The organism is Hymenobacter sp. 5317J-9 (genome assembly GCF_022921075.1).
Classification (GTDB): Bacteria; Bacteroidota; Bacteroidia; order Cytophagales; family Hymenobacteraceae; genus Hymenobacter.
Window position 1 is genome coordinate 4,867,476 of sequence record NZ_CP095050.1, and the last position, 18,513, is coordinate 4,885,988.

Genomic DNA, 18,513 nt, shown 5'->3' on the forward strand with positions numbered 1-18,513 from the left:
AAAATTTATTAGGCTTGCATACTATATTTTTCACAAAAAGGATGCTTTCCTTCGCAGCGCCCAAAACAGCACGTCATGCTGAGCGCAGCCGAAGCATCTCTACCGCGCGAGTAATCATACTGCCGTGGTAGAGATGCTTCGACAAGCTCAGCATGACGTTCCTGGTTATCCTTTGGCCTCTCAGCGCTTCTCGGCCTGCATGTAGAGGCTGTCGATGAGGTCCTTGTTTTTCTCGGTAATCACCTTGCGCTTCACCTTCATGGTGGGCGTCATCTCGCCGCTTTCCACGGTCCAGAGCTCGGGCAATAGCACAATGCGCTTCACCTGCTCCCACTGCGCGAAGCTTTGGTTGTACTTCTTCACCAAGCCTTCGAACAAGTCCACCACCTGTTCCTTCTTCACGAGTTCCTCGTTGGAGCAATCGCAGTCCACGTTGTTGCGCTTGCACCAGCCCTTCAGGTCCGAGAACGAGGGAATCACCAGCGCCGAGGGAAATTTCTGGTCGGCGCCCACCACCATGGCCTGCTCAATGAGGGGGTCTTCCTTCAGCTTGCCCTCAATGACCTGCGGGGCAATGTACTTGCCGCCCGACGTCTTGAACATCTCCTTCTTGCGGTCGGTGATTTTCAGAAACTTGCCGTTCACCAACTCGCCAATGTCTCCGGTGTGGAACCAGCCTTCTTTGTCAAACACCTCGGCCGTGAGGTCAGGCTTATTATAGTAGCCCTTCATCACCGAAGCCGACTTGGTCAGAATCTCGCCGTCGGCGGCAATTTTCACTTCCATGTTGTCGATGAGCGGGCCCACGGTGCCAATCATGTTGTTTTCGGGCTCGTAGCCACCCACGGCAATCACCGGCGAGGTCTCGGTGAGGCCGTAGCCTTCCATCACCCGAATGCCCGCGGCCCAGAACACGCGGGCCAGGCGCGGCTGCAGCGCGCCGCCGCCGCTCACAATGCAGCGCAGGTTGCCGCCCAGCGCCTCGCGCCACTTATTAAAAATGATTTTGTTGGCCAACGCCAGCTGCGTGTTGTAGAGGAAACCCTGGTCCTTCTGCGTGTCAAACTTCAAACCCAAATCCAGCGCCCAGAAGAACAGGTTTTTCTTGATGCCCTCCTGCTCGTGGCCCTTGGCGACGATTTTATCATACACCTTCTCCAGCAGGCGGGGCACGGTGGTGAAAATCTGGGGCTTCACCTCACGCAGGTTGTCGGCAATCACGTCCATGCTTTCGGCGTAGTAGATGCTCACGCCGTTTATCATATACAGATAAGTCACCATGCGCTCGAAAATGTGGCAGAGCGGCAGGAAGCTCAGGGCTTTGTCGTTTTTCGTGACGGGCACGAAGCGTTGCGAGTTGCGGCAGTTGCTCAGGATGTTGTCGTGCGTGAGCATCACGCCCTTGGGGCTGCCGGTGGTGCCGCTGGTGTAAATGAGGGTCAGCAAATCGTCGGGCTCCACGGCCGCTTTGAGCGGGTCGAGGTCGGCGGGGTTGCCCTTCTTGCCGATTTCGAGCAGCTCGCTGAAATGGCGGGCGCCGTCAATCTTGTCGAAGGTGAAAATATTTTCGGCGGGAATGTCGAGGCCCTGGGTGGCCTCCTTCACCTTGTCGAACAGCTTGGCATCGGCCACAAACACGGCCCGCACGCCGGCGTCGGTGAAGATGTATTTGTAGTCCTCCACCGTGATGCTGGGGTACATCGGCACGCTGGTGGCCCCGATTTGGGAGATGCCAAAATCGGCCAGCATCCACTCCGGGCGGTTCATGCTGATGATGGCCACCTTGTCGCCGCGCTTGAGGCCCAGCGATACCAGACCGAGACTGACGAGGTTGGCCTGGTCGAGCAGTTGCTGGCTGCTAATGGGCACCCACTGGCCATCTATTTTCGAGGCCAAGGCGTCGGATTTGGGCGAAGTGGCAATTTGATGCGGGAGGATATCGAAGGCGCGACGAACGTCCATGGGGGTGGGATTTGCGAAAGCAGGCGAATGAAATTCACCTTAAATAAAAAGCTTTTTTCTCGGGCAAGCTACGCCTCGGGGGCGCAGCAGCACGGTTGGGCTTACGGGTAAAAACCAATCAGGCCGCGAAAACGGTCAAAAAACCGCCGGCGCGGCCTTTTCCTGTGTAATTTTGGGCCGCTTGCTTTTCCGTCCCCAATGAACCTGGCCCTGTTTTTTGACCCCCTGCCGGAAACGCTGACCGCCGCCGCGCCCGCGCCCACCACGCTGGCTGCATACGCCACCCGCTTCACCGAAACGTTTCCGGACTGGCGCGCCGCCGACCTGGCCCTCATTGGGCTGGACGAATGGCGCGGCAGTGCCACCGGCCATCCCAGCCGCCACGGCGCCAACGAGGTGCGTCACCGCTTCTACAGCCTGCAGAAAGGCAGCGGCGCCGTGCGCCTCGTCGACCTGGGCAACCTGCGCCCCGGCCTCACCCTGGAGGACACCTACCAGCGCCTGCGCGAAATCATCGGCGCGCTGATTGAGGAAAACACGGTACCGATTCTGCTCGGCGGCAGCCACGACCTCGACTACGGCCAGTTTCTGGCCTACGAAACGCAGAACCGCGCCATCAGCTTCGCCATGGTCGACTCGCGGCCCGACATGGCCGAGCCCGGCCCCGGCACGCCGCCCGAAGACAGCCACCTGCGCCGCATGTTGGTGCACGAGCCCAACTTCGTATTCAGCCTGGCCCACCTCGGCCACCAGCAGTACCTCACGCCGCCCGAAGTGTTGGTGGCGCTGGAGAAAATGCACTTCGAAACCATGAGCGTGGGCGAGGTGCGGGCCGACCGACGCATGTCGGAGCCGCTCATTCGGCAGGCCGATTTCATGAGCATCGACATTGCCGCCATTCGCTGGCAGGATGCGCCCGGCTACTACCCGGCCTACCCGTTCGGCCTCGGCAACGAGGAAGCCACTCAGCTGTGCTGGTACGCCGGGCACAACGAGCAGCTCAGCTCCTTCGGCCTGTATGGCTACCGCACCGACCAGGACACCAACGGCATGGCCGCTGCCACGCTGGCTACCATGCTCTGGTATTTTGTGGAAGGATTTTACCACCGCCGCCCCGAAACGGGCTTTGGTACCTTCCGTTTCCTCACCTATACGGTTGTACTGCCCGGCAACCCCGATAAGCTGGTGTTCTACAAATCGCGCCGCGCCGACAAGTGGTGGATGGAAGTGGAACGCCTCGGCGACAACGCCGTGAAGCGCGTGGTGCCCTGCACCTACGAAGACTACCTCAATGCCTCGCAGGGCGACCTGCCGCAACGCTGGATTCGGCTGCAGGCCCTGCTGAGCTAACTGAACGTCATAATGATAGAACGTCATGCTGAGCGCAGTCGAAGCATCTCTACCGCAGCAGTAATGAATACTAACTTGACGAAGCGGTAGAGATGCTTCGACTGCGCTCAGCATGACCGTTTCGGAACAACAGACCAACCTTCCCTCCTACACCAAGCGCCAGCTTGCCCTGCGCAACGGCCAGGACCGCGACGAAATCTGGGTAGCCTACCAGGGCCGGATTTACGACGTGAGCCGCTCGCGCTTGTGGCGGCGCGGCAACCACTACGAGCACTGGGCCGGCCAGGACCTCACCGCCGAGCTGGACCGCGACGCCCCGCACACGGCCAACGTTTTCGATAACTTTCCCGTCATTGGGCTTCTGACTTAATTTCCCGCCATGACCACTGAATCGCCGTCTGAATTCAACCACCTCGAAACCCTTTCCACCACCGAGCTGCTGGCCGGCATGAACCGCCTCGACCACACCGTGCCCGACACCGTGGCCAAAGCCCTGCCCCAGATTGAGCGGCTGGTAGAGGCCATTGTGGCGCGGCTGGGCGCCGGTGGGCGGTTGTTTTACATCGGGGCGGGCACCAGCGGGCGGCTGGGCGTGGTGGACGCGTCGGAGTGTCCGCCCACGTTCGGCGTGCCGGCAAGCCTAGTGGTAGGCATCATGGCGGGCGGCGACGGCGCCATTCGCCAAGCCGTGGAAGGCGCCGAAGACGACGCCGAACAGGCCTGGATTGATTTGCAGCAGCACAACATCAACGCCAACGACGTGCTGGTGGGCATTGCGGCTTCGGGCCGCACGCCCTACGTCATTGGCGGATTGAACAAGGCGCGGGCGGCGGGCATGGCTACTGGCTGCGTAGTGTGCAACGCCGATTCGGCCGTGGCCGCCGCCGCCGAGTTTCCGGTGGAAGTGGTGACGGGGCCGGAGTTTCTCACGGGCAGCACCCGCCTCAAGGCTGGCACGGCGCAGAAGCTGGTGCTGAATATGCTGACCACCGCCACGTTTATTCGCCTGGGCCGTGTGAAGGGCAACAAGATGGTCGACATGCAGCTCTCGAACGAAAAGCTGGTGCACCGCGGCGAGAAAATGCTCATGGAAGAGCTCGGCATTGAAGAAGCCGAAGCCGTGCAGTTGCTGAAGCAGCACGGCAGCGTGCGGGCCGCGCTCGATGCCCGGGCCAAGCAGTAACACCTGCTTAGGCTTGTGTTTCACGGGCTTATTTTTTCGGCCGAACGATTCGGGCTTAATGGCGTTTCTAGGGAGGCACCGGCTATAGCCGGTGCTCCTTCGCTATGCACACCATCGAGCCGCACTACAACTGGATTGACCAGTACTCCGCTTCCGAAGACCCTCGCTCACCCCTCTTCGAAGCCGAGAATAGCCTGGAATCATACACCAACACCATCTACGGCTACTATATCCACCCGCAGTGGGACAGCCTGGGCTCCGATACGCTGTTCTTCAAAATCCTGTTTGCCGACTACGAGGACGGCATTGCCATTCTGGAGTTCATCGGTGAGTGGAACGACGCCATCGAGAACGACATCATGGAGCTCAAGCGCAACATCATTGATGTGCTGGTGCACGAGGGCATTCGCAAGTTTATTCTGGTGGGCGAGAACGTGTTCAACTTCCACGGCTCCGATGACGACTATTACGAGGAATGGTACGAGGACGTGGAAGAAGGCTGGATTGCGGGCGTGAACTTTCTGGAGCACGTGCAGCGCGAAATGAAGCAGTACAACGTCGACAACTACATCAATTTCGGCGGGCAGCTCGACGACCTGCCGTGGCGCACCTACGAGCCGCGCCGGCTTTTCGAGGTGGTCGATGGCATGCTGAACCGCCGGCTGGGCATGCCCGAAACCGAGCTATAAGAAGGGCAACAAAAAAGCCCCGTCGTTTCCGGCGGGGCTTTTTTGTTGCCCTTGCGGGCGAAGTGAAATTACTTCACTTTCTCTTCGGGCGACACGGGAGCCATTTTGTCGGCGTTGTCTTCCATTTTGTCAGCCTTGGCGTCAGCCGAGTCACGTACGGCGTCAGCCTGGTTTTCCATGGCATCAGCTTTGGCTTCGCCAGCAGCTTCTACGTTTTCAGCCTGCTGCTCAACAGCCTCTTCTTTCTTGCTTTCGCAAGCGGTGAACGAGAACGAGGCAGCAGCCAGGGCGAGGAACAATACTTTTTTCATCTTGTGTTGGGGTTAAAATTGGGGTGAGATTCGAAACAACTTTCAACGCTTGGCACGAAGCAAAACGTCAAATTCGGGGCTTTATACCGCAGTTGGGAATAGGTAACCCACTCGCTCAAAAAATTGTGAAGAATTTATGAACGAGCCCTTTTCTCTGGCTTACGGTTGGCTCTGCTATTTTTTGCGGAACACAATGCCGATGGGCACGCCTTTGAAGTCGAAGGTTTCGCGCATGCGGTTTTCGAGGTAGCGCGTGTAGCTGGCCGTCACGTACTGCGGCAGGTTGCAGAAGAAGGCAAACACCGGGTTGTGCGTGGGCAGCTGCGTCACGTACTTAATGCGCACCATCTTGCCTTTCACGGCCGGCGGGCCGTAGCGCTCAATCTCCTTCAGCATCACGTCGTTGAGCTGCGAAGTCGGGATTTTGCGGCGCTTGTTCTGGTACACCTCAATGGCCGTTTCGATGGCCTTGTGCACGCGCTGCTTGTTCAGCACCGAGATGAAAATGACGGGCGGGTAGGCAATGGGCGCCAGCTTCTCCATGATTTTCGCCTCGAACTCCTTGGCGGTGTTGGTTTGCTTGTCCTCCACCAAATCCCACTTGTTCACCAGAATGACAATGCCTTTGCGGTTCTTGTCGGCCAGAGTGATGATATTCACGTCCTGGGCCTCGATGCCGCGGCTGGCATCAAGCATCACAATGCACACGTCCGACTCTTCCAGCGCACGCAGGCTGCGCATGTTGGCATAGAATTCCACGTCCTCGCTCACCTTGGCCTTGCGCCGCAGACCGGCCGTATCCACCAAAATAAACTCGTTGCCGAAAGCATTGTAGCGGGCCGAAATCGAGTCGCGGGTGGTGCCGGCAATGTCGGTCACGATGCTGCGGTCTTCGCCCAGCAGCAGGTTCACGAGGCTGGACTTGCCCACGTTGGGGCGGCCCACCACGGCAATGCGCGGGATTTCGGACTCCGGCTCTTCCTCGCCGGGGTCGTCGAAGTGGCTCACCACCTGGTCGAGCAGCTCGCCGGTGCCGTGGCCGTTCTGGCTGCTGATGGCGAAGATTTCGCCGTCGCCCAAGCCCAGCGAATAAAATTCGCCGGCGCCGTGGGCGCGCAGGTTGGTATCGGCCTTGTTGGCCACCAGGTAAATGGGCTTCTTGCCCATGTAGCGGCGCAGCACCGAGGCAAATTCCTCGTCGAGGCCGTGCACGCCGGCTTCGGCGTCCACCATGAAGAGCACCACGTCGGCCTCTTCGATGGCCAGCTTCACCTGCTTGTTGATTTCGCCCTCGAAAATATCCTCCGAATTGTGCACGTAGCCACCGGTGTCAATCACGGTGAAGTTTTTGCCAATCCAGTCGCCGTAGCCGTAGTGGCGGTCACGGGTCACGCCGCTCTCGTTGTCCATAATGGCCTTGCGCTGGCCCACGAGGCGGTTGAATAGCGTGGATTTGCCCACGTTGGGCCGCCCCACGATGGCGATGGTGTTCTGCTTAGACATGTTGTGTGGCCCCAGCCGCCGACCCGACCTAGATTCGGCAGTGCCCGGGGGTATGTTGATTATAGATGGTCGGAAATATGTTCAGAACGTCATGCAGAGCGCAGCGAAGCATCTTGCTTGCAGTCACTAACTAATACTTGAGGCAACGAAGCGGGCAAGATGCTTCGCTGCGCTCTGCATGACGTTCTTAATTAATCGATTTAATCGGTGTTTCTTATTGATAACCGAAGCGGCTCAGCGCTTTCGCATCGGTGCGCCAGTTCTCGTTCACCTTCACGTGCAGTTCCAGGAACACCTTTTTGAGGAAAAATTTCTCCATTTCCTCGCGCGCCCAGGTGCCTACCTTTTTTAGCGCCTCGCCGCCCTGGCCGATGACAATGCCCTTCTGGCTGCTACGCTCCACATAGATGATGCCGCGGATGCGAATGATGGCGTCTTCCTCCTTAAACTCCTCAATCACAACCTCGCAGCTGTAGGGTATCTCCTTTTTGTAGAGCTTGAAGATTTTCTCACGCACCATTTCGGCGGCAAAAAACCGCTCCGGTTTGTCGGTTAGTTCGTCTTTAGGATAGTATGGTGGGTGGACGGGCAGGCGCTCCAGCACCAGTTGCAGCACGCCGTCGGTGCCGAAATGGTTGAGGGCCGAGATGGGCAATACCTCAGCGGCGTTGGGCAGTTGCTCCTTCCAATAAGCCAGCTTGGCTTCTACCTCGGTCTGGTCGGCCTGGTCGATTTTATTGACGAGCAGGATGATGGGCGTGTCCACCATCTTGCGCAGGCGCTCCACCACGGGTTCCTCGTCGTGCTTTTCGTAGATGTCTGTGACGAAGAGCACCACATCGGCATCTTCGAGCGACGAATACACGAACGACATCATGGCGTTGTGCAGCTCGTATTTGGGCTGAATGATGCCGGGCGTGTCGGAATAAATCAACTGAAAGTCATCGCCGTTGAGGATGCCCAGAATGCGGTGGCGCGTGGTCTGGGCCTTGCTCGTGACGATGCTGAGCCGCTCGCCCACCAGCGCGTTCATCAGCGTGGACTTGCCCACGTTGGGCTTGCCAATGATGCTCACGAAGCCGGCGCGGTGGGGTTTAGTTTCGGGGTTCACGATGGATGGGTTTGATAATCAGGGCCGCAAAGGTACGGCTTTCGGGGCGGAAAAGCTAGGCCGGGCCGCAAATCGGCCATTACGGGTCGTTTCCGAAACCATGCCCGCGGCCGGCTGTTTGCTGGGCAGGCACGTGTAGCGTAGACTCTGCGAGTCCGTGACCAAGCACCATTCGCTTGCGGACTAAAAGTCCGCGCTACACTCCGCCACAGTTCCGACCTTTGCCCCCCATGAATTCCACTACTTCGCCCAACGCCCGCATTGGCGTGCTGCTCGTCAACCTCGGTACGCCCGACTCACCCAACACGCCCGACGTGCGGCGCTACCTCAACGAATTCCTCACCGACGGCCGGGTGGTTGACATGCCCGCCGCCATTCGCTACCCGCTGTTTCAGGGGCTGGTGGTGCCGCTGCGGGCGCCCAAGTCGGCCAAGATTTACAAAGAGCTTTGGACCGACCGGGGCTCGCCCCTGCTCTTCCACGGCCTCGACCTGCAACAGAAGGTGCAGGCCGAACTGGGCGAGCGCTACGTGGTAGCCTTCGGTATGCGCTACCAGAAGCCCAGCATCGAGAAGGCGCTGGAAGAGCTGCGAGTGGCCGAAGTGGAGCGCATCATTGTGCTGCCGCTGTTCCCGCAATATGCGTCGGCCAGCACGGGCTCGGTGCAGGAGAAGGTGATGGACATTGTGAAAGACTGGTGGGTGGTGCCCAGCATCAGCTTCATCAGCCAGTTTGCCACCGACCCGGGCTTCATCGCCACCATCGTGGCACGCGGCCGGGCGGAAATGGCCAAACACAACTACGACCACATCGTGTTCAGCTACCACGGCATTCCGGAGCGCCACGTCAAAAAAGGCGACCCGACCAACTACTGCCGCTTCGGCAGCTGCTGCGACACGCTCACGCCGCAGAACCAATATTGCTACCGCGCCCAGTGCTTCGCCACGTCGCGCCTGGTGGCCGAAGGTCTGGGCATCAAACCCGAGCAATACACGGTGGCTTTCCAGAGCCGCCTGCAAAGCCGCCTGCGCGACCCCTGGCTGCAGCCTTACACCGATGAGGTGCTGAAGGAATTTCCCGCCAAGGGCATCAACAACGTGCTTGCCTTCTCCCCGGCTTTCGTGGCCGACTGCCTCGAAACCACCATCGAGGTGGGCGAAGAGTTCAAGGAACTGTTTGAAGAAGCAGGCGGCAAGCACTGGCAGCTGGTGCCCTCGCTGAACTCGGAGCCGCAGTGGGTGGACGCCGTGGCCAACATGATTCGGCGGAATTAGCGCGTAGCTAGGCTAATATATTGGAAGGCCCCATTGAGCAGAGCTCGGCGGGGCCTTCTTGCATATTTATATTTCCATCCGCCGCATTTGCCGTAACTTCGAGGTTTCGTCCTCCGCAGTTTCCCACCCAAATGCGCTTTCATTACACGTTTGCTCTTATTTTCAGCTTGGCTGCCAGCATTAAGAGCCAAGCCCAGCAAGTTGTCAAAATCCTATTTGATGCCACTAAAGCCCAAACGGCCGGCAACGCCGACTGGGTGATTGACGCCGACGTGGCGGGCAGCCCTCAGCGCCTGCCCACGCCCGCCCAAAGCACCATCACGGCCAGTACATCCGAAGGTTTCTGGACGGGTGCCATTTCGTCGTGGGGCATTGCCCTGGTGAAGCGCGGCTACCAGGTCGAAACCCTGCCCAGCAGCGGCCGCATTACCTACGGCGACGCCAGCAATGCCCAGGACCTGCGCAACTACGCGGCCTACATTGTCGACGAGCCCAACACGCGCTACACCACGGCCGAAAAAACGGCGATTCTGAACTACGTGCGCAACGGCGGCGGCCTGTTCATGATTTCAGACCACACTATCTCGGACCGCAACGGCGACGGTTGGGATTCGCCGGCCATCTGGAACGACCTGATGAGTTCGGCTAGCCCCGCCAACCCCTTCGGCATCACCTTCGACCTAAATAACCTCACCTTCACCTCCGGCGTGGGCGCGGCCACGGCCCCTGCCGACTCCCTGCTACACGGCCCGGCCGGCAACCCCGTGGCCATGGAATACCACAACGGCGCCAGCCTCACGCTGAGCCCAACGGCCAATGCCAGCGTACACGGCGCCCTGTTCCGGCCCGGCGCGGCCACCACCGGCACCACCGGCGCGCTGGTGGCGTGGGCCCGCTACGGCCGCGGCCGCGTGGCCGCCCTCGGCGATTCGTCGCCGCCCGACGACGGCACCGGCGCGCCCGGCAACAACCTTTACGACGGCTGGGCGGCCGAAGCCAACGGCGACCATGCCCGCATCCTGCTCAATGCCACCATTTGGCTGGCCACTCCCAACCGCACCGCCACCGCCACCCGCCGCGCCACCGAAGCCGATTTCAGCATCTACCCCAATCCGAGTGCCGACGCGTTTTTCCTCAGTGGGAACGTGCTGCCCATCGAAATCCGCTGCCAGGACATGCTCGGCCGACCAGTGACCCTTAGCAGCACACTGGCCGGCCCGGGCGCCTTGCGCTTGGATGCAGCCGGCCTGGCCCCGGGCCTCTACGTGCTCAGCCTGCATTTGCCCGACGGGCAGGTGCTCACCCGCCAAGTTGTGCGGCAATAATGTGCTGGCGGTTTATCAGGAGGCGCGGCGACGGCTGTAGAAGCTGTCGGTGTCGAACGATTCCTGCTCGTAGAAGCGCGGGGTGGCGGCGGGCTCCTGGCCCAGGGCGCGCAGCATGGCTTCCTCGTATTCGCGGGTAATTTGTATTTCGACGTAGGGCGGGTAGTTCAGCACCGACTCCGCATTGAGCGCCGGCACAAACACGTTGTCGCCTTCTTCATCGAGCGAAGCGGCCCCGATGGGCAGCAGGATGTGATTCTCGTGCTCGTTGATGTGGAAACGCGAGTCCAGCTCCACGTCGAGGTAGCGCACTTTCATGGCTTCGGGGTCCACTATCAACTCAAACACAGTGCCCAGGGCCTGGCCATCGTTGCCGCGCACGGTCCAGCCGCGCACGTCGGGGTTACCATCGGCTACTTCAAAATCGGTAAGGTCGCGCAGGCGGCGCAGTACGGGGGTTTCCATGGCGTGGTTCGTTAGTTCAGGGTCTGCTGGGAAGGCTCGCTCAGGGCGCGCGCGGCGTCGGCAGCTTTGGTCAGGAACTGCTGCGTGGCTTGCTGGTCGGCGGCTGTGGCGTTGCGGCCTGACAGCTGGCCCGCCAGGCGCGTCAGTTCGGTGGCTTGGTTTTCGAGTTCGGGATAAGCTTTCTGCTGCATGGCCCGGATGAGGGCCGCCGCCGCCACAAAGCCCGGCCGAAGGCCGGCCGTGGGGTCATTCAGGCGGTCGGTGGCGCTGGTGAGGTTATCACGCTGCTCGATGATGGTGGGGTCGCGCAGGTCGTCGCGGTCAGTGAGCGACACCAGCATGCCGGTGAGCTTGCGCAGGCCATTGCGGGCATAGTCGGGGGCGGCGGGGTCGCTGGCGGCCTGGGCGTCCAGCGAGGCAGCGGTTTCGGTGCTGGCATCTTCGGCCGCGGTGGTGCCACCGGGCCCGGCCGGGTTGTGCGACTGACGGAACGTGTGGCCGGCCGCGGTATCGGTGGCGGCCAGCACGGTTGTGTCGGCCGCTGTTGCGGTTGTCGTATCGGTTGCGGCGCCGGTCACGCCAGCGCTGGCGGGCGGCGCGGGCTCGTCGGCGGGGTCGGGGCGAAGGAAAAAGTAGGCGGCCACCGCCACCACGGCCACCGCCAGCAGCACCAGAATCCAAGGACTGGGCGCGGATTTCTTGCGTTGAATGTTGATATCAGCCATGCTGAAGTAAAAAAACTAAAACCATCTACCTGTACGCTAATGTACCGGCGCGGTTTTTATCGGCTCCAGGCGCATTTCATCGACCGCCCCAAAACCTTCTTATTCACAAAAATCCGGCCGTGGGGTGCACAGCCGGATTCTCAAGTTGCAAAGATTGGCATCTAGCGCTGAGCAGCGTCCATGCGCTTTAACTCGCTGTAGGTTTTCTTCGATTGGGCAAACTGGTGTTCCACAGCCCGGCGCATGGGGCCGGTGAGGGTACCATCGTTGAGGGCTTCCTCGTAGGCCTTCAGGGCCCATTCCTCGCCGTAGATGTTCGAGCCAATGATGGAGCTTTCATCGCGGCCGGTCACGGCCGCCTTGGCATCCATAAAGGCGCGGTACAGCTTGCCTTTCAGGGTGGTGCTGTTCTGACGGCCGGCGCCTTCCTGGTCAAGGTAGGCGTTCAGCTGGTTGGCAAACTGCTGGCTCTGGCTCACCAGCTGCAGGTAGTAGCTGCGGTGCTGCGTGTTGCGGCTTTCGTCGGCCGCGCGGCGGTACCCCTCAATGCGGTCGTTCACGAAATAGAGCAATTCGTTGATGGTAGCAGCCTGGGCACGCTTGCCGCTGCTGCCGCGACGGGCCAGGTAGGTGGCGCCAGCCACCAGCAGGGCGCCACCCACCACCTTTTGGGTCGTGCTCAGCTTGTTGAAGCCGGTGGTAGCGGTGTCGCTCACGGTTTTGAGAGAAGCCGGCACCTTGTTCAGCAGTTCCTTGACATTGCTGTCTTTGAGCCACTGCTGGGCTTTGGTCAGCAGCGCTTCGGCGGTATTGCCGGTGGCAGTGGCATAGGCGCCGCCATTATCGGGGGCAGCCGTCGGGGTAGCTTCGGGGGAGGCGTTGGTTGGTTCCATTAGTGGTTGTGCTTGGGATAGGAAGGTTTAACAATTACTCCTGCCTACGCCCAAACCCCGGCGGGCGTTCGATTAGACTATACCTTTTCTACCTAGCCAAGCGCAACGCGGCCATTCACTAAACCCCCTCGCTGCACACAATACGGCTGCCCGCACATGCACCACTCACCTCTCATAACCATATATACGCCTTAAAACAGGCAATTCAAGATTTTCTTTTAAACCGCCACCGGCCGGTAGAGCTTGGCCAGCGCCTCTACAGCGTAATCCACCTCAGCGGCGGTGTTCATCTTGCTCATCGAGAAGCGCACCGTGGCCCGGTCGGGGTCGCAGCCCAGCGCTTCCAGCACGTGCGAGCCGGCCTGGGCGCCGCTGGTACAAGCCGAGCCACCCGAGGCCGCTACCTTATTAATATCGAGGTTGAACAGCAGCATCTCGTTGATGGCCGACGGCGGCAGGCTCACGCTCAGCACCGTGTAGAGGCTCTTGTCGGCGTGCTCCGAGAGCCCGTTGAACTGCACGTCCTCAATTTCGGCCCGTAGCTTTTCGATGAAGCGGGTTTTCAGGCCCTGTACGTGTGCCTGGTGGGCTGCCAGGTCGCGCACCGCTATTTCCAGCGCCTTGGCCAGGCCCACAATGCCGTACACATTCTCGGTGCCCGAACGCACGTTGCGCTCCTGCGAGCCCCCGTGAATAAGCGGGCTCACCTGCAGGCCGCTGCGGGTATAGATGAAGCCCACGCCCTTCGGCCCGTGAAACTTGTGTGCCGAACCCACCAGAAAGTGGTTTTTCAGCTGCTGCACGTCGTGCCGGTAGTGGCCCATGGTCTGCACCGTGTCGGTGTGGAACACGGCGTCGTACCGGGCACAAATCTCGCCAATGGCCTCAATGTCGTTGAGGTTGCCAATCTCGTTGTTGGCATGCATCAGGCTCACGAACGTGCGCGACTGCGTGGCCAGCAGTTCTTCTAGGTGGCCCAAATCCAGGGCGCCCTGGTCATTGTGCTTCACGTAGTGCAGCTCAATCTCGCCCAGTTTGGCCAGCGCCTGCAGCGGGTGCAGCACGGCGTGGTGCTCCAGCTTCGAGGTGATGGCGTGCTTCAGCCCCAGCGTGCGGATGCTGCCAAAAGCCGCGTAGTTGTCGGCCTCGGTGCCGCCGCTGGTGAAAATGATTTCGGCCGGTGCGGCATTCAGCAAGTGGGCCACCGTTTTGCGGGCATTCTCGATGGCCGCGCGCACCTGCCGGCCGGGTCCGTGCAGGCTGCTCGGGTTGCCGTAGTGGTTGCTCAGAAAAGGCAGCATGGCCTCCAGCACCTCCGGGTCGAGGGGCGTGGTGGCGGCGTTGTCGAAATAAACGAAGGCGGGGGTGGTTGGGGTCATGGGGTGAAGAAAGACGCGTCAGCCGGGCGTGGGTGCGCCCGGCCAACCCGGTTGTCAATGCACAAACCTCGGACTTTTAGCCGAAAGCAACCGCCCAGCGCTCAGCCTTATGCCTTCACGGCAATGATTTCCTTGATGTCGCCGATGATTTTCTGCGCCAGGTAGTCGGCCGTGGCGTTGGTTTCCGACTCGGCGTAGATGCGGATGATGGGCTCGGTGTTGGACTTGCGCAAATGCACCCACTCCTTGTCGAACTCAATCTTCACGCCGTCGATGGTGTTCACCGGCTGCTTGGCGTAGCGCTTCTGCATCTGCACCAGCACGTTGTCGGTGTCGATTTCCGGCGTCAGCTCAATCTTATTTTTTGAGATGAAATAGCCGGGGTAGGTGTTGCGCAGGCGGCTCACCGTAAGGCCCGATTTGGCCAGGTGCGTCAGAAACAGGGCAATGCCCACCAAGGCGTCGCGGCCGTAGTGCAGCTCGGGGTATATAATGCCGCCGTTGCCCTCGCCGCCAATCACGGCGTTGGTTTCCTTCATTTTGGTCACCACGTTCACCTCGCCCACGGCGGCCGCGGCGTAGCTGCCGCCGGCTTTTTCGGTCACGTCGCGCAGGGCACGGGTGCTGCTGAGGTTGCTCACGGTATTGCCGCCGCCCAGGGATTTCAGCACGTAGTCGGCCACGGCCACTAGCGTGTATTCTTCGCCAAACATCTCGCCGTTTTCGCTCACCAGGGCCAGGCGGTCCACGTCGGGGTCCACTACGATGCCGAGGTCGAAACCGCCTTTCTCCAGCACTTTGGCAATGTCGCGCAGGTGCTCGGGCAGGGGCTCGGGGTTGTGGGCAAATTCGCCGGTGGGCTCGCAGTGCAGTTTCTCGATGGTCGTCACGCCCAGCGCTTCCAGCAGTTGCGGCACGGCAAAGCCGCCCGAGGAGTTCACGGCATCGACCACCACTCGGAAATTGCGGGCCTTGATGGCTTCCACGTCCACCAGCGGCAGGGCCAGAATGGCCTTGATGTGCTTTTTGAGGAAGGTGTTATCGACGGTGTACTGGCCCAGCTTGGTTACGGGCGCAAAGTCGAAGCCTTCGCTCTCGGCCAGGGCCAGCACCTGCTGTCCGTCAACATCCGAAATAAACTCGCCTGTGGCGTTGAGCAGCTTCAAGGCGTTCCACTGCTTGGGGTTGTGCGAGGCGGTGAGGATGATGCCGCCGGCCGCGCTCTTGGCGGGCACAGCCATTTCTACGGTGGGCGTGGTGCTCAGGCCCAGGTCGCACACGTCGAGGCCGAGGCCCTGCAGGGTAGCGGCCACCAGGCGGCTCACCATGTCGCCCGAGAGGCGGGCATCGCGGCCAATGACGATGAGCTTGCTATCAGTGGCCTGGGTTTTTACCCACGTGCCGTAGGCGGCGGCATACTTCACCACGTCGAGGGGGGTCAGGCCTTGCCCAACCGGCCCCCGATGGTGCCGCGAATGCCGGATATTGATTTAATAAGAGTCACGCAGTCGTTTTTTTTGAAAGACCAAAATTAGGCATGAACGGCCGGTTGGCGACGCCCGGTTTATCTTTGGAACAATGGAAAACACTGCCCCCGCCCCTGGCGACCTGCTCGCCAGTGCCCGCCGGCCGGCTCAGCTTGAAGCTTTTGGCCGCCTGCTCGACGTTCTGGACCGCCTGCGCACCGAGTGCCCCTGGGACAAAAAACAAACCCTGCAAAGCCTGCGCCACCTCACCATTGAGGAGACCTACGAAATCAGCGACGCCATTTTGCGCGACGACCTGCCGGACCTGAAAAAAGAGCTGGGCGACGTGATGCTGCACCTGACGTTTTACGCCCGCATTGCCGCCGAAAAGGGCGCTTTCGACATCGCCGACGTCCTCAACGCTCAGTGCGAAAAGCTCATTTACCGCCACCCGCACATCTACGGCGACGTGCAGGCCGACGACGAAGACGCCGTGAAGCGCAACTGGGAGCAGCTCAAGCTGAAGGAAAAAGGCAACACCACCGGCGTGCTCGGCGGCGTGCCCACTTCCCTGCCGGCCCTGGTAAAGGCCATGCGCATCCAGGAAAAAGCCCGCGGCGCTGGCTTCGATTGGGAGCAGCCGGAGCAGGTATGGCAGAAAGTGCAGGAAGAGTTAGGAGAATTTGGCGAAGAGTACGGCCACGGCAACCCTGCCAAAATGCAGGCCGAGCGTGCCGCCGATGAATTTGGCGATTTGCTTTTTTCGCTGGTCAATTTTGCCCGCTTCGCCGGCATCAATCCCGAAGAGGCGCTGGAGCGCACAAACCGCAAGTTTATCAGCCGGTTTCAGTACCTGGAAAGCGCCGCAGCGGCCCATGGCCAGCGCCTGGCCGACCTCACGCTGGCCGAAATGGACGTGTATTGGGAACAGGCAAAACGCCGCTCGCCCCAACCCGATGGAGCGAATTAGCGTTGGCACATTTTACCTCACTCATTCTTCATTTGAATTGGCTCCGACCAAGTTTTCTTTGGTCGGGCCGCTCTTTTTGGTTAGGTTTGCCCAGCTAAGCCAGCACTGGGGCAGTTCGAACTTTGGTAAGTGCTATTCTAGTCTACCTTCATTGCGGGATTATCAAGGTTCCCGGCCGCTCGCTGCGCTTCTCACCATTTTTTGCTTTTTCTTTACCCACTCAATTCAACTACTTCACACAATAACCCCCAAACACTCCGGAACAATGGAACAGAAAAATGCCATGAATACGAGCCCCCGGCCCGCCGCGACGGCCGCCAAAGCCGAAGCCCAAAGCAGCGGTGGAGCCTCGCTGTTCTCCGTCCTGGTCATTATCCTAGCCTTCATCGTCAGCGTTGTCGTCTATAAATTCGTCCTCGGCGACGCCAGCCACTTCCAAGGTGGCAACAACGAAAACAACCCCAATGCCGGCGACTATCTCGGCGTGGTGTACAAAGGCGGCTTCATCGTGCCCGTGCTGATGACCATGCTGCTCTGCGTAATCACCTTCTCGATTGAGCGTGCCCTGACCATCAGTAAGGCCAAAGGCTCGAAGAGCATTGAAGCTTTCGTGCGCACCGTGCGTCAGAAGCTGAACACCAACGACATCAACGGCGCCCTGGCTGCCTGCGACCAGCAAAAAGGCTCGGTAGCCAACGTGGTGAAAGCCGGCCTGCTGAAATACAACGAAATGGGCCGTGACCGCACCATGGCCACCGACCAGAAAATCCTGGCTATCCAGAAAGAAATTGAAGAAAGCACCGCTCTGGAGCTGCCCATGCTGGAGAAGAACCTCGTTATCATCTCGACGCTGGCTTCTATCGCCACGCTGGTGGGTCTGCTTGGCACGGTATTCGGCATGATTCGCGCCTTCGCCGCTCTGGCGCAGGCCGGTACCCCCGACGCCGTAGCTCTGGCCAACGGTATCTCGGAAGCTCTGATTAACACGGCTCTGGGTATCGGTACCTCGGCCCTGGCCATTGTGGCTTACAACTACTTCACCAGCAAAATTGACGAGCTGACCTACAGCATCGACGAGGCCGGTTTCAGCATCATCCAGACGTTTGCCGCTCAGCACGGCAATACGCAGCCTGCCCAAACGGTTTAATTCCGTTTTCAGCACGTTGCTGATGCACTAAAACGCGGGGCTATTCGTTCTCCGGAACGAGTAGCCCCCTTTTAACCCCACCTCGCAATGCCTAAAGTAAAACCGCACCGTACCTCGCCGTCGCTCGACATGACGCCGATGGTGGACCTGGCCTTCTTGCTGGTGACGTTCTTCATGCTCACCACCAAGTTTGCCCCCGAGGAATCTGTGGTGGTGGACACCCCGTCTTCCATCTCGGAGATTAAGTTGCCCGAGAACAATGTGATTACGCTGACCGTCGATAAAAACAAGCGCGTGTTTTTTGGCGTCGATGCGAAGCAAACCAAAATCCAGGCCCTGCAGCGGGTAGGCGCCAAGTACGGCGTACAGTTTACTGCTGCTCAGGCGAAGGAATTTGGTGACCTGCCCAACTTTGGCCTGCCCATCAGCCAGCTCGGCTCCTACCTCAACATGGACAAGGAAGCCCGCAAACTAGTGAACAAGCAGCAGCCCGGTGTGCCCCTCGACTCGCTCAACAACCAACTGGTTGACTGGGTACTGGAGTCGCGTCGTGCCAACCAGGCCATCTTCCACAAGCCGACCTATATCGCCATCAAAGGCGACGGCGACGCGGACGTGCCCACGGTGCAGAAGATTATCAAGGTGCTCCAGGAGAAGGATATCAACCGTTTTAACCTCATTACGGACATGGAGAACAAGCCGGTTGCAGCCAAATAATCTTGGCCTGCCTCTGTGCTCCTCTCCATTAACTTAATCAAAT

General features: G+C 60.0%; 17 protein-coding genes and 1 pseudogene. 9 read left to right on the top strand and 9 right to left on the bottom strand.

Annotation, left to right across the window (positions count from 1 at the left end; translation table 11 throughout):
- Positions 1-180 precede the first annotated feature (180 nt).
- Positions 181-1,962 (bottom strand): long-chain fatty acid--CoA ligase, encoded by a 1,782-nt coding sequence (locus tag MUN81_RS20430; RefSeq protein WP_245113884.1) that lies wholly within the window; start codon positions 1,960-1,962, stop codon positions 181-183.
- Between the two features lie 198 nt (positions 1,963-2,160).
- On the opposite strand from MUN81_RS20430, the gene MUN81_RS20435 reads away from it, so the two are divergent.
- The 4 genes from MUN81_RS20435 (at position 2,161) to MUN81_RS20450 (ending at position 5,184) form a co-directional block, all read left to right on the top strand.
- The gene (locus MUN81_RS20435) at positions 2,161-3,312 is read left to right on the top strand and encodes a formimidoylglutamase (RefSeq protein ID WP_245113886.1); all 1,152 of its coding nucleotides are present in this window, start codon (positions 2,161-2,163) and stop codon (positions 3,310-3,312) included.
- A 112-nt stretch (positions 3,313-3,424) separates the two neighbouring features.
- Complete coding sequence (locus MUN81_RS20440; protein ID WP_245113888.1) at positions 3,425-3,682, top strand: cytochrome b5 domain-containing protein; 258 nt, start codon at positions 3,425-3,427, stop codon at positions 3,680-3,682.
- Positions 3,683-3,691: 9 nt separating this feature from the next.
- Positions 3,692-4,495: an N-acetylmuramic acid 6-phosphate etherase gene (gene murQ, locus MUN81_RS20445; RefSeq protein ID WP_245113889.1), complete on the top strand. Its 804-nt coding sequence runs from the start codon at positions 3,692-3,694 to the stop codon at positions 4,493-4,495.
- A 104-nt stretch (positions 4,496-4,599) separates the two neighbouring features.
- On the top strand, positions 4,600-5,184 hold the full coding sequence (locus tag MUN81_RS20450) for a hypothetical protein (RefSeq protein WP_245113892.1): 585 nt from the start codon (positions 4,600-4,602) through the stop codon (positions 5,182-5,184).
- 68 nt (positions 5,185-5,252) lie between these two features.
- Here the strand turns inward: MUN81_RS20450 and MUN81_RS20455 are convergent, their stop codons facing one another.
- The 3 genes from MUN81_RS20455 to era all read right to left on the bottom strand — a co-directional run bounded on the left by MUN81_RS20455 (position 5,253) and on the right by era (position 8,109).
- On the bottom strand, positions 5,253-5,495 hold the full coding sequence (locus MUN81_RS20455) for a hypothetical protein (RefSeq protein ID WP_245113893.1): 243 nt from the start codon (positions 5,493-5,495) through the stop codon (positions 5,253-5,255).
- A 174-nt stretch (positions 5,496-5,669) separates the two neighbouring features.
- Positions 5,670-6,998, bottom strand: coding sequence for a ribosome biogenesis GTPase Der (der, locus tag MUN81_RS20460; protein ID WP_245113895.1), 1,329 nt, complete (start codon positions 6,996-6,998; stop codon positions 5,670-5,672).
- A gap of 214 nt (positions 6,999-7,212) precedes the next feature.
- Complete coding sequence (gene era / locus MUN81_RS20465) at positions 7,213-8,109, bottom strand: GTPase Era (RefSeq protein ID WP_245113896.1); 897 nt, start codon at positions 8,107-8,109, stop codon at positions 7,213-7,215.
- A gap of 230 nt (positions 8,110-8,339) precedes the next feature.
- On the opposite strand from era, the gene hemH reads away from it, so the two are divergent.
- Together hemH and MUN81_RS20475 are read left to right on the top strand one after the other, a co-directional pair.
- Positions 8,340-9,383: a ferrochelatase gene (gene hemH / locus MUN81_RS20470; protein WP_245113898.1), complete on the top strand. Its 1,044-nt coding sequence runs from the start codon at positions 8,340-8,342 to the stop codon at positions 9,381-9,383.
- A 131-nt stretch (positions 9,384-9,514) separates the two neighbouring features.
- A complete protein-coding gene (locus MUN81_RS20475; RefSeq protein WP_245113900.1) occupies positions 9,515-10,708 on the top strand; it encodes a T9SS type A sorting domain-containing protein in 1,194 nt (397 codons plus the stop codon).
- A 15-nt stretch (positions 10,709-10,723) separates the two neighbouring features.
- Here MUN81_RS20475 and MUN81_RS20480 read toward each other — a convergent pair whose 3' ends face one another.
- The 5 genes and pseudogenes from MUN81_RS20480 to glmM form a co-directional block, all read right to left on the bottom strand.
- Positions 10,724-11,173, bottom strand: coding sequence for a PRC-barrel domain-containing protein (locus tag MUN81_RS20480; protein ID WP_245113902.1), 450 nt, complete (start codon positions 11,171-11,173; stop codon positions 10,724-10,726).
- Positions 11,174-11,184: 11 nt separating this feature from the next.
- On the bottom strand, positions 11,185-11,898 hold the full coding sequence (locus MUN81_RS20485) for a hypothetical protein (protein WP_245113904.1): 714 nt from the start codon (positions 11,896-11,898) through the stop codon (positions 11,185-11,187).
- A gap of 161 nt (positions 11,899-12,059) precedes the next feature.
- On the bottom strand, positions 12,060-12,791 hold the full coding sequence (locus MUN81_RS20490) for a PA2169 family four-helix-bundle protein (protein WP_245113905.1): 732 nt from the start codon (positions 12,789-12,791) through the stop codon (positions 12,060-12,062).
- Between the two features lie 218 nt (positions 12,792-13,009).
- Positions 13,010-14,170, bottom strand: a complete 1,161-nt coding sequence (locus tag MUN81_RS20495) for a cysteine desulfurase family protein (protein ID WP_245113907.1) — start codon at positions 14,168-14,170, stop codon at positions 13,010-13,012.
- Positions 14,171-14,277: 107 nt separating this feature from the next.
- Positions 14,278-15,674: pseudogene (gene glmM / locus MUN81_RS20500) on the bottom strand (phosphoglucosamine mutase).
- A 74-nt stretch (positions 15,675-15,748) separates the two neighbouring features.
- On the opposite strand from glmM, the gene mazG reads away from it, so the two are divergent.
- From mazG to MUN81_RS20515, 3 genes are all read left to right on the top strand, one after another.
- Entirely contained in the window at positions 15,749-16,606 is an 858-nt protein-coding gene (gene mazG, locus MUN81_RS20505; protein ID WP_245113909.1) for a nucleoside triphosphate pyrophosphohydrolase, read from the top strand.
- Between the two features lie 283 nt (positions 16,607-16,889).
- Entirely contained in the window at positions 16,890-17,753 is an 864-nt protein-coding gene (locus MUN81_RS20510) for a MotA/TolQ/ExbB proton channel family protein (protein ID WP_245117428.1), read from the top strand.
- An 87-nt stretch (positions 17,754-17,840) separates the two neighbouring features.
- Positions 17,841-18,470, top strand: coding sequence for a biopolymer transporter ExbD (locus MUN81_RS20515; protein ID WP_245113911.1), 630 nt, complete (start codon positions 17,841-17,843; stop codon positions 18,468-18,470).
- Positions 18,471-18,513: the final 43 nt, after the last annotated feature.

What these genes read in the sequence shown, in the direction of transcription:
- MUN81_RS20510 (WP_245117428.1), top strand. Translation starts at nt 16,890, where the DNA reads ATGAATACGAGCCCCCGGCCCGCCGCGACGGCCGCCAAAGCCGAAGCC.
- MUN81_RS20475 (WP_245113900.1), top strand. Translation starts at nt 9,515, where the DNA reads ATGCGCTTTCATTACACGTTTGCTCTTATTTTCAGCTTGGCTGCCAGC.
- MUN81_RS20455 (WP_245113893.1), bottom strand. Translation starts at nt 5,495, where the DNA reads ATGAAAAAAGTATTGTTCCTCGCCCTGGCTGCTGCCTCGTTCTCGTTC.
- MUN81_RS20430 (WP_245113884.1), bottom strand. Translation starts at nt 1,962, where the DNA reads ATGGACGTTCGTCGCGCCTTCGATATCCTCCCGCATCAAATTGCCACT.
- der (WP_245113895.1), bottom strand. Translation starts at nt 6,998, where the DNA reads ATGTCTAAGCAGAACACCATCGCCATCGTGGGGCGGCCCAACGTGGGC.
- MUN81_RS20450 (WP_245113892.1), top strand. Translation starts at nt 4,600, where the DNA reads ATGCACACCATCGAGCCGCACTACAACTGGATTGACCAGTACTCCGCT.
- MUN81_RS20480 (WP_245113902.1), bottom strand. Translation starts at nt 11,173, where the DNA reads ATGGAAACCCCCGTACTGCGCCGCCTGCGCGACCTTACCGATTTTGAA.
- murQ (WP_245113889.1), top strand. Translation starts at nt 3,692, where the DNA reads ATGACCACTGAATCGCCGTCTGAATTCAACCACCTCGAAACCCTTTCC.
- hemH (WP_245113898.1), top strand. Translation starts at nt 8,340, where the DNA reads ATGAATTCCACTACTTCGCCCAACGCCCGCATTGGCGTGCTGCTCGTC.
- MUN81_RS20440 (WP_245113888.1), top strand. Translation starts at nt 3,425, where the DNA reads ATGACCGTTTCGGAACAACAGACCAACCTTCCCTCCTACACCAAGCGC.
- MUN81_RS20515 (WP_245113911.1), top strand. Translation starts at nt 17,841, where the DNA reads ATGCCTAAAGTAAAACCGCACCGTACCTCGCCGTCGCTCGACATGACG.
- MUN81_RS20485 (WP_245113904.1), bottom strand. Translation starts at nt 11,898, where the DNA reads ATGGCTGATATCAACATTCAACGCAAGAAATCCGCGCCCAGTCCTTGG.
- MUN81_RS20495 (WP_245113907.1), bottom strand. Translation starts at nt 14,170, where the DNA reads ATGACCCCAACCACCCCCGCCTTCGTTTATTTCGACAACGCCGCCACC.
- MUN81_RS20435 (WP_245113886.1), top strand. Translation starts at nt 2,161, where the DNA reads ATGAACCTGGCCCTGTTTTTTGACCCCCTGCCGGAAACGCTGACCGCC.
- mazG (WP_245113909.1), top strand. Translation starts at nt 15,749, where the DNA reads ATGGAAAACACTGCCCCCGCCCCTGGCGACCTGCTCGCCAGTGCCCGC.
- MUN81_RS20490 (WP_245113905.1), bottom strand. Translation starts at nt 12,791, where the DNA reads ATGGAACCAACCAACGCCTCCCCCGAAGCTACCCCGACGGCTGCCCCC.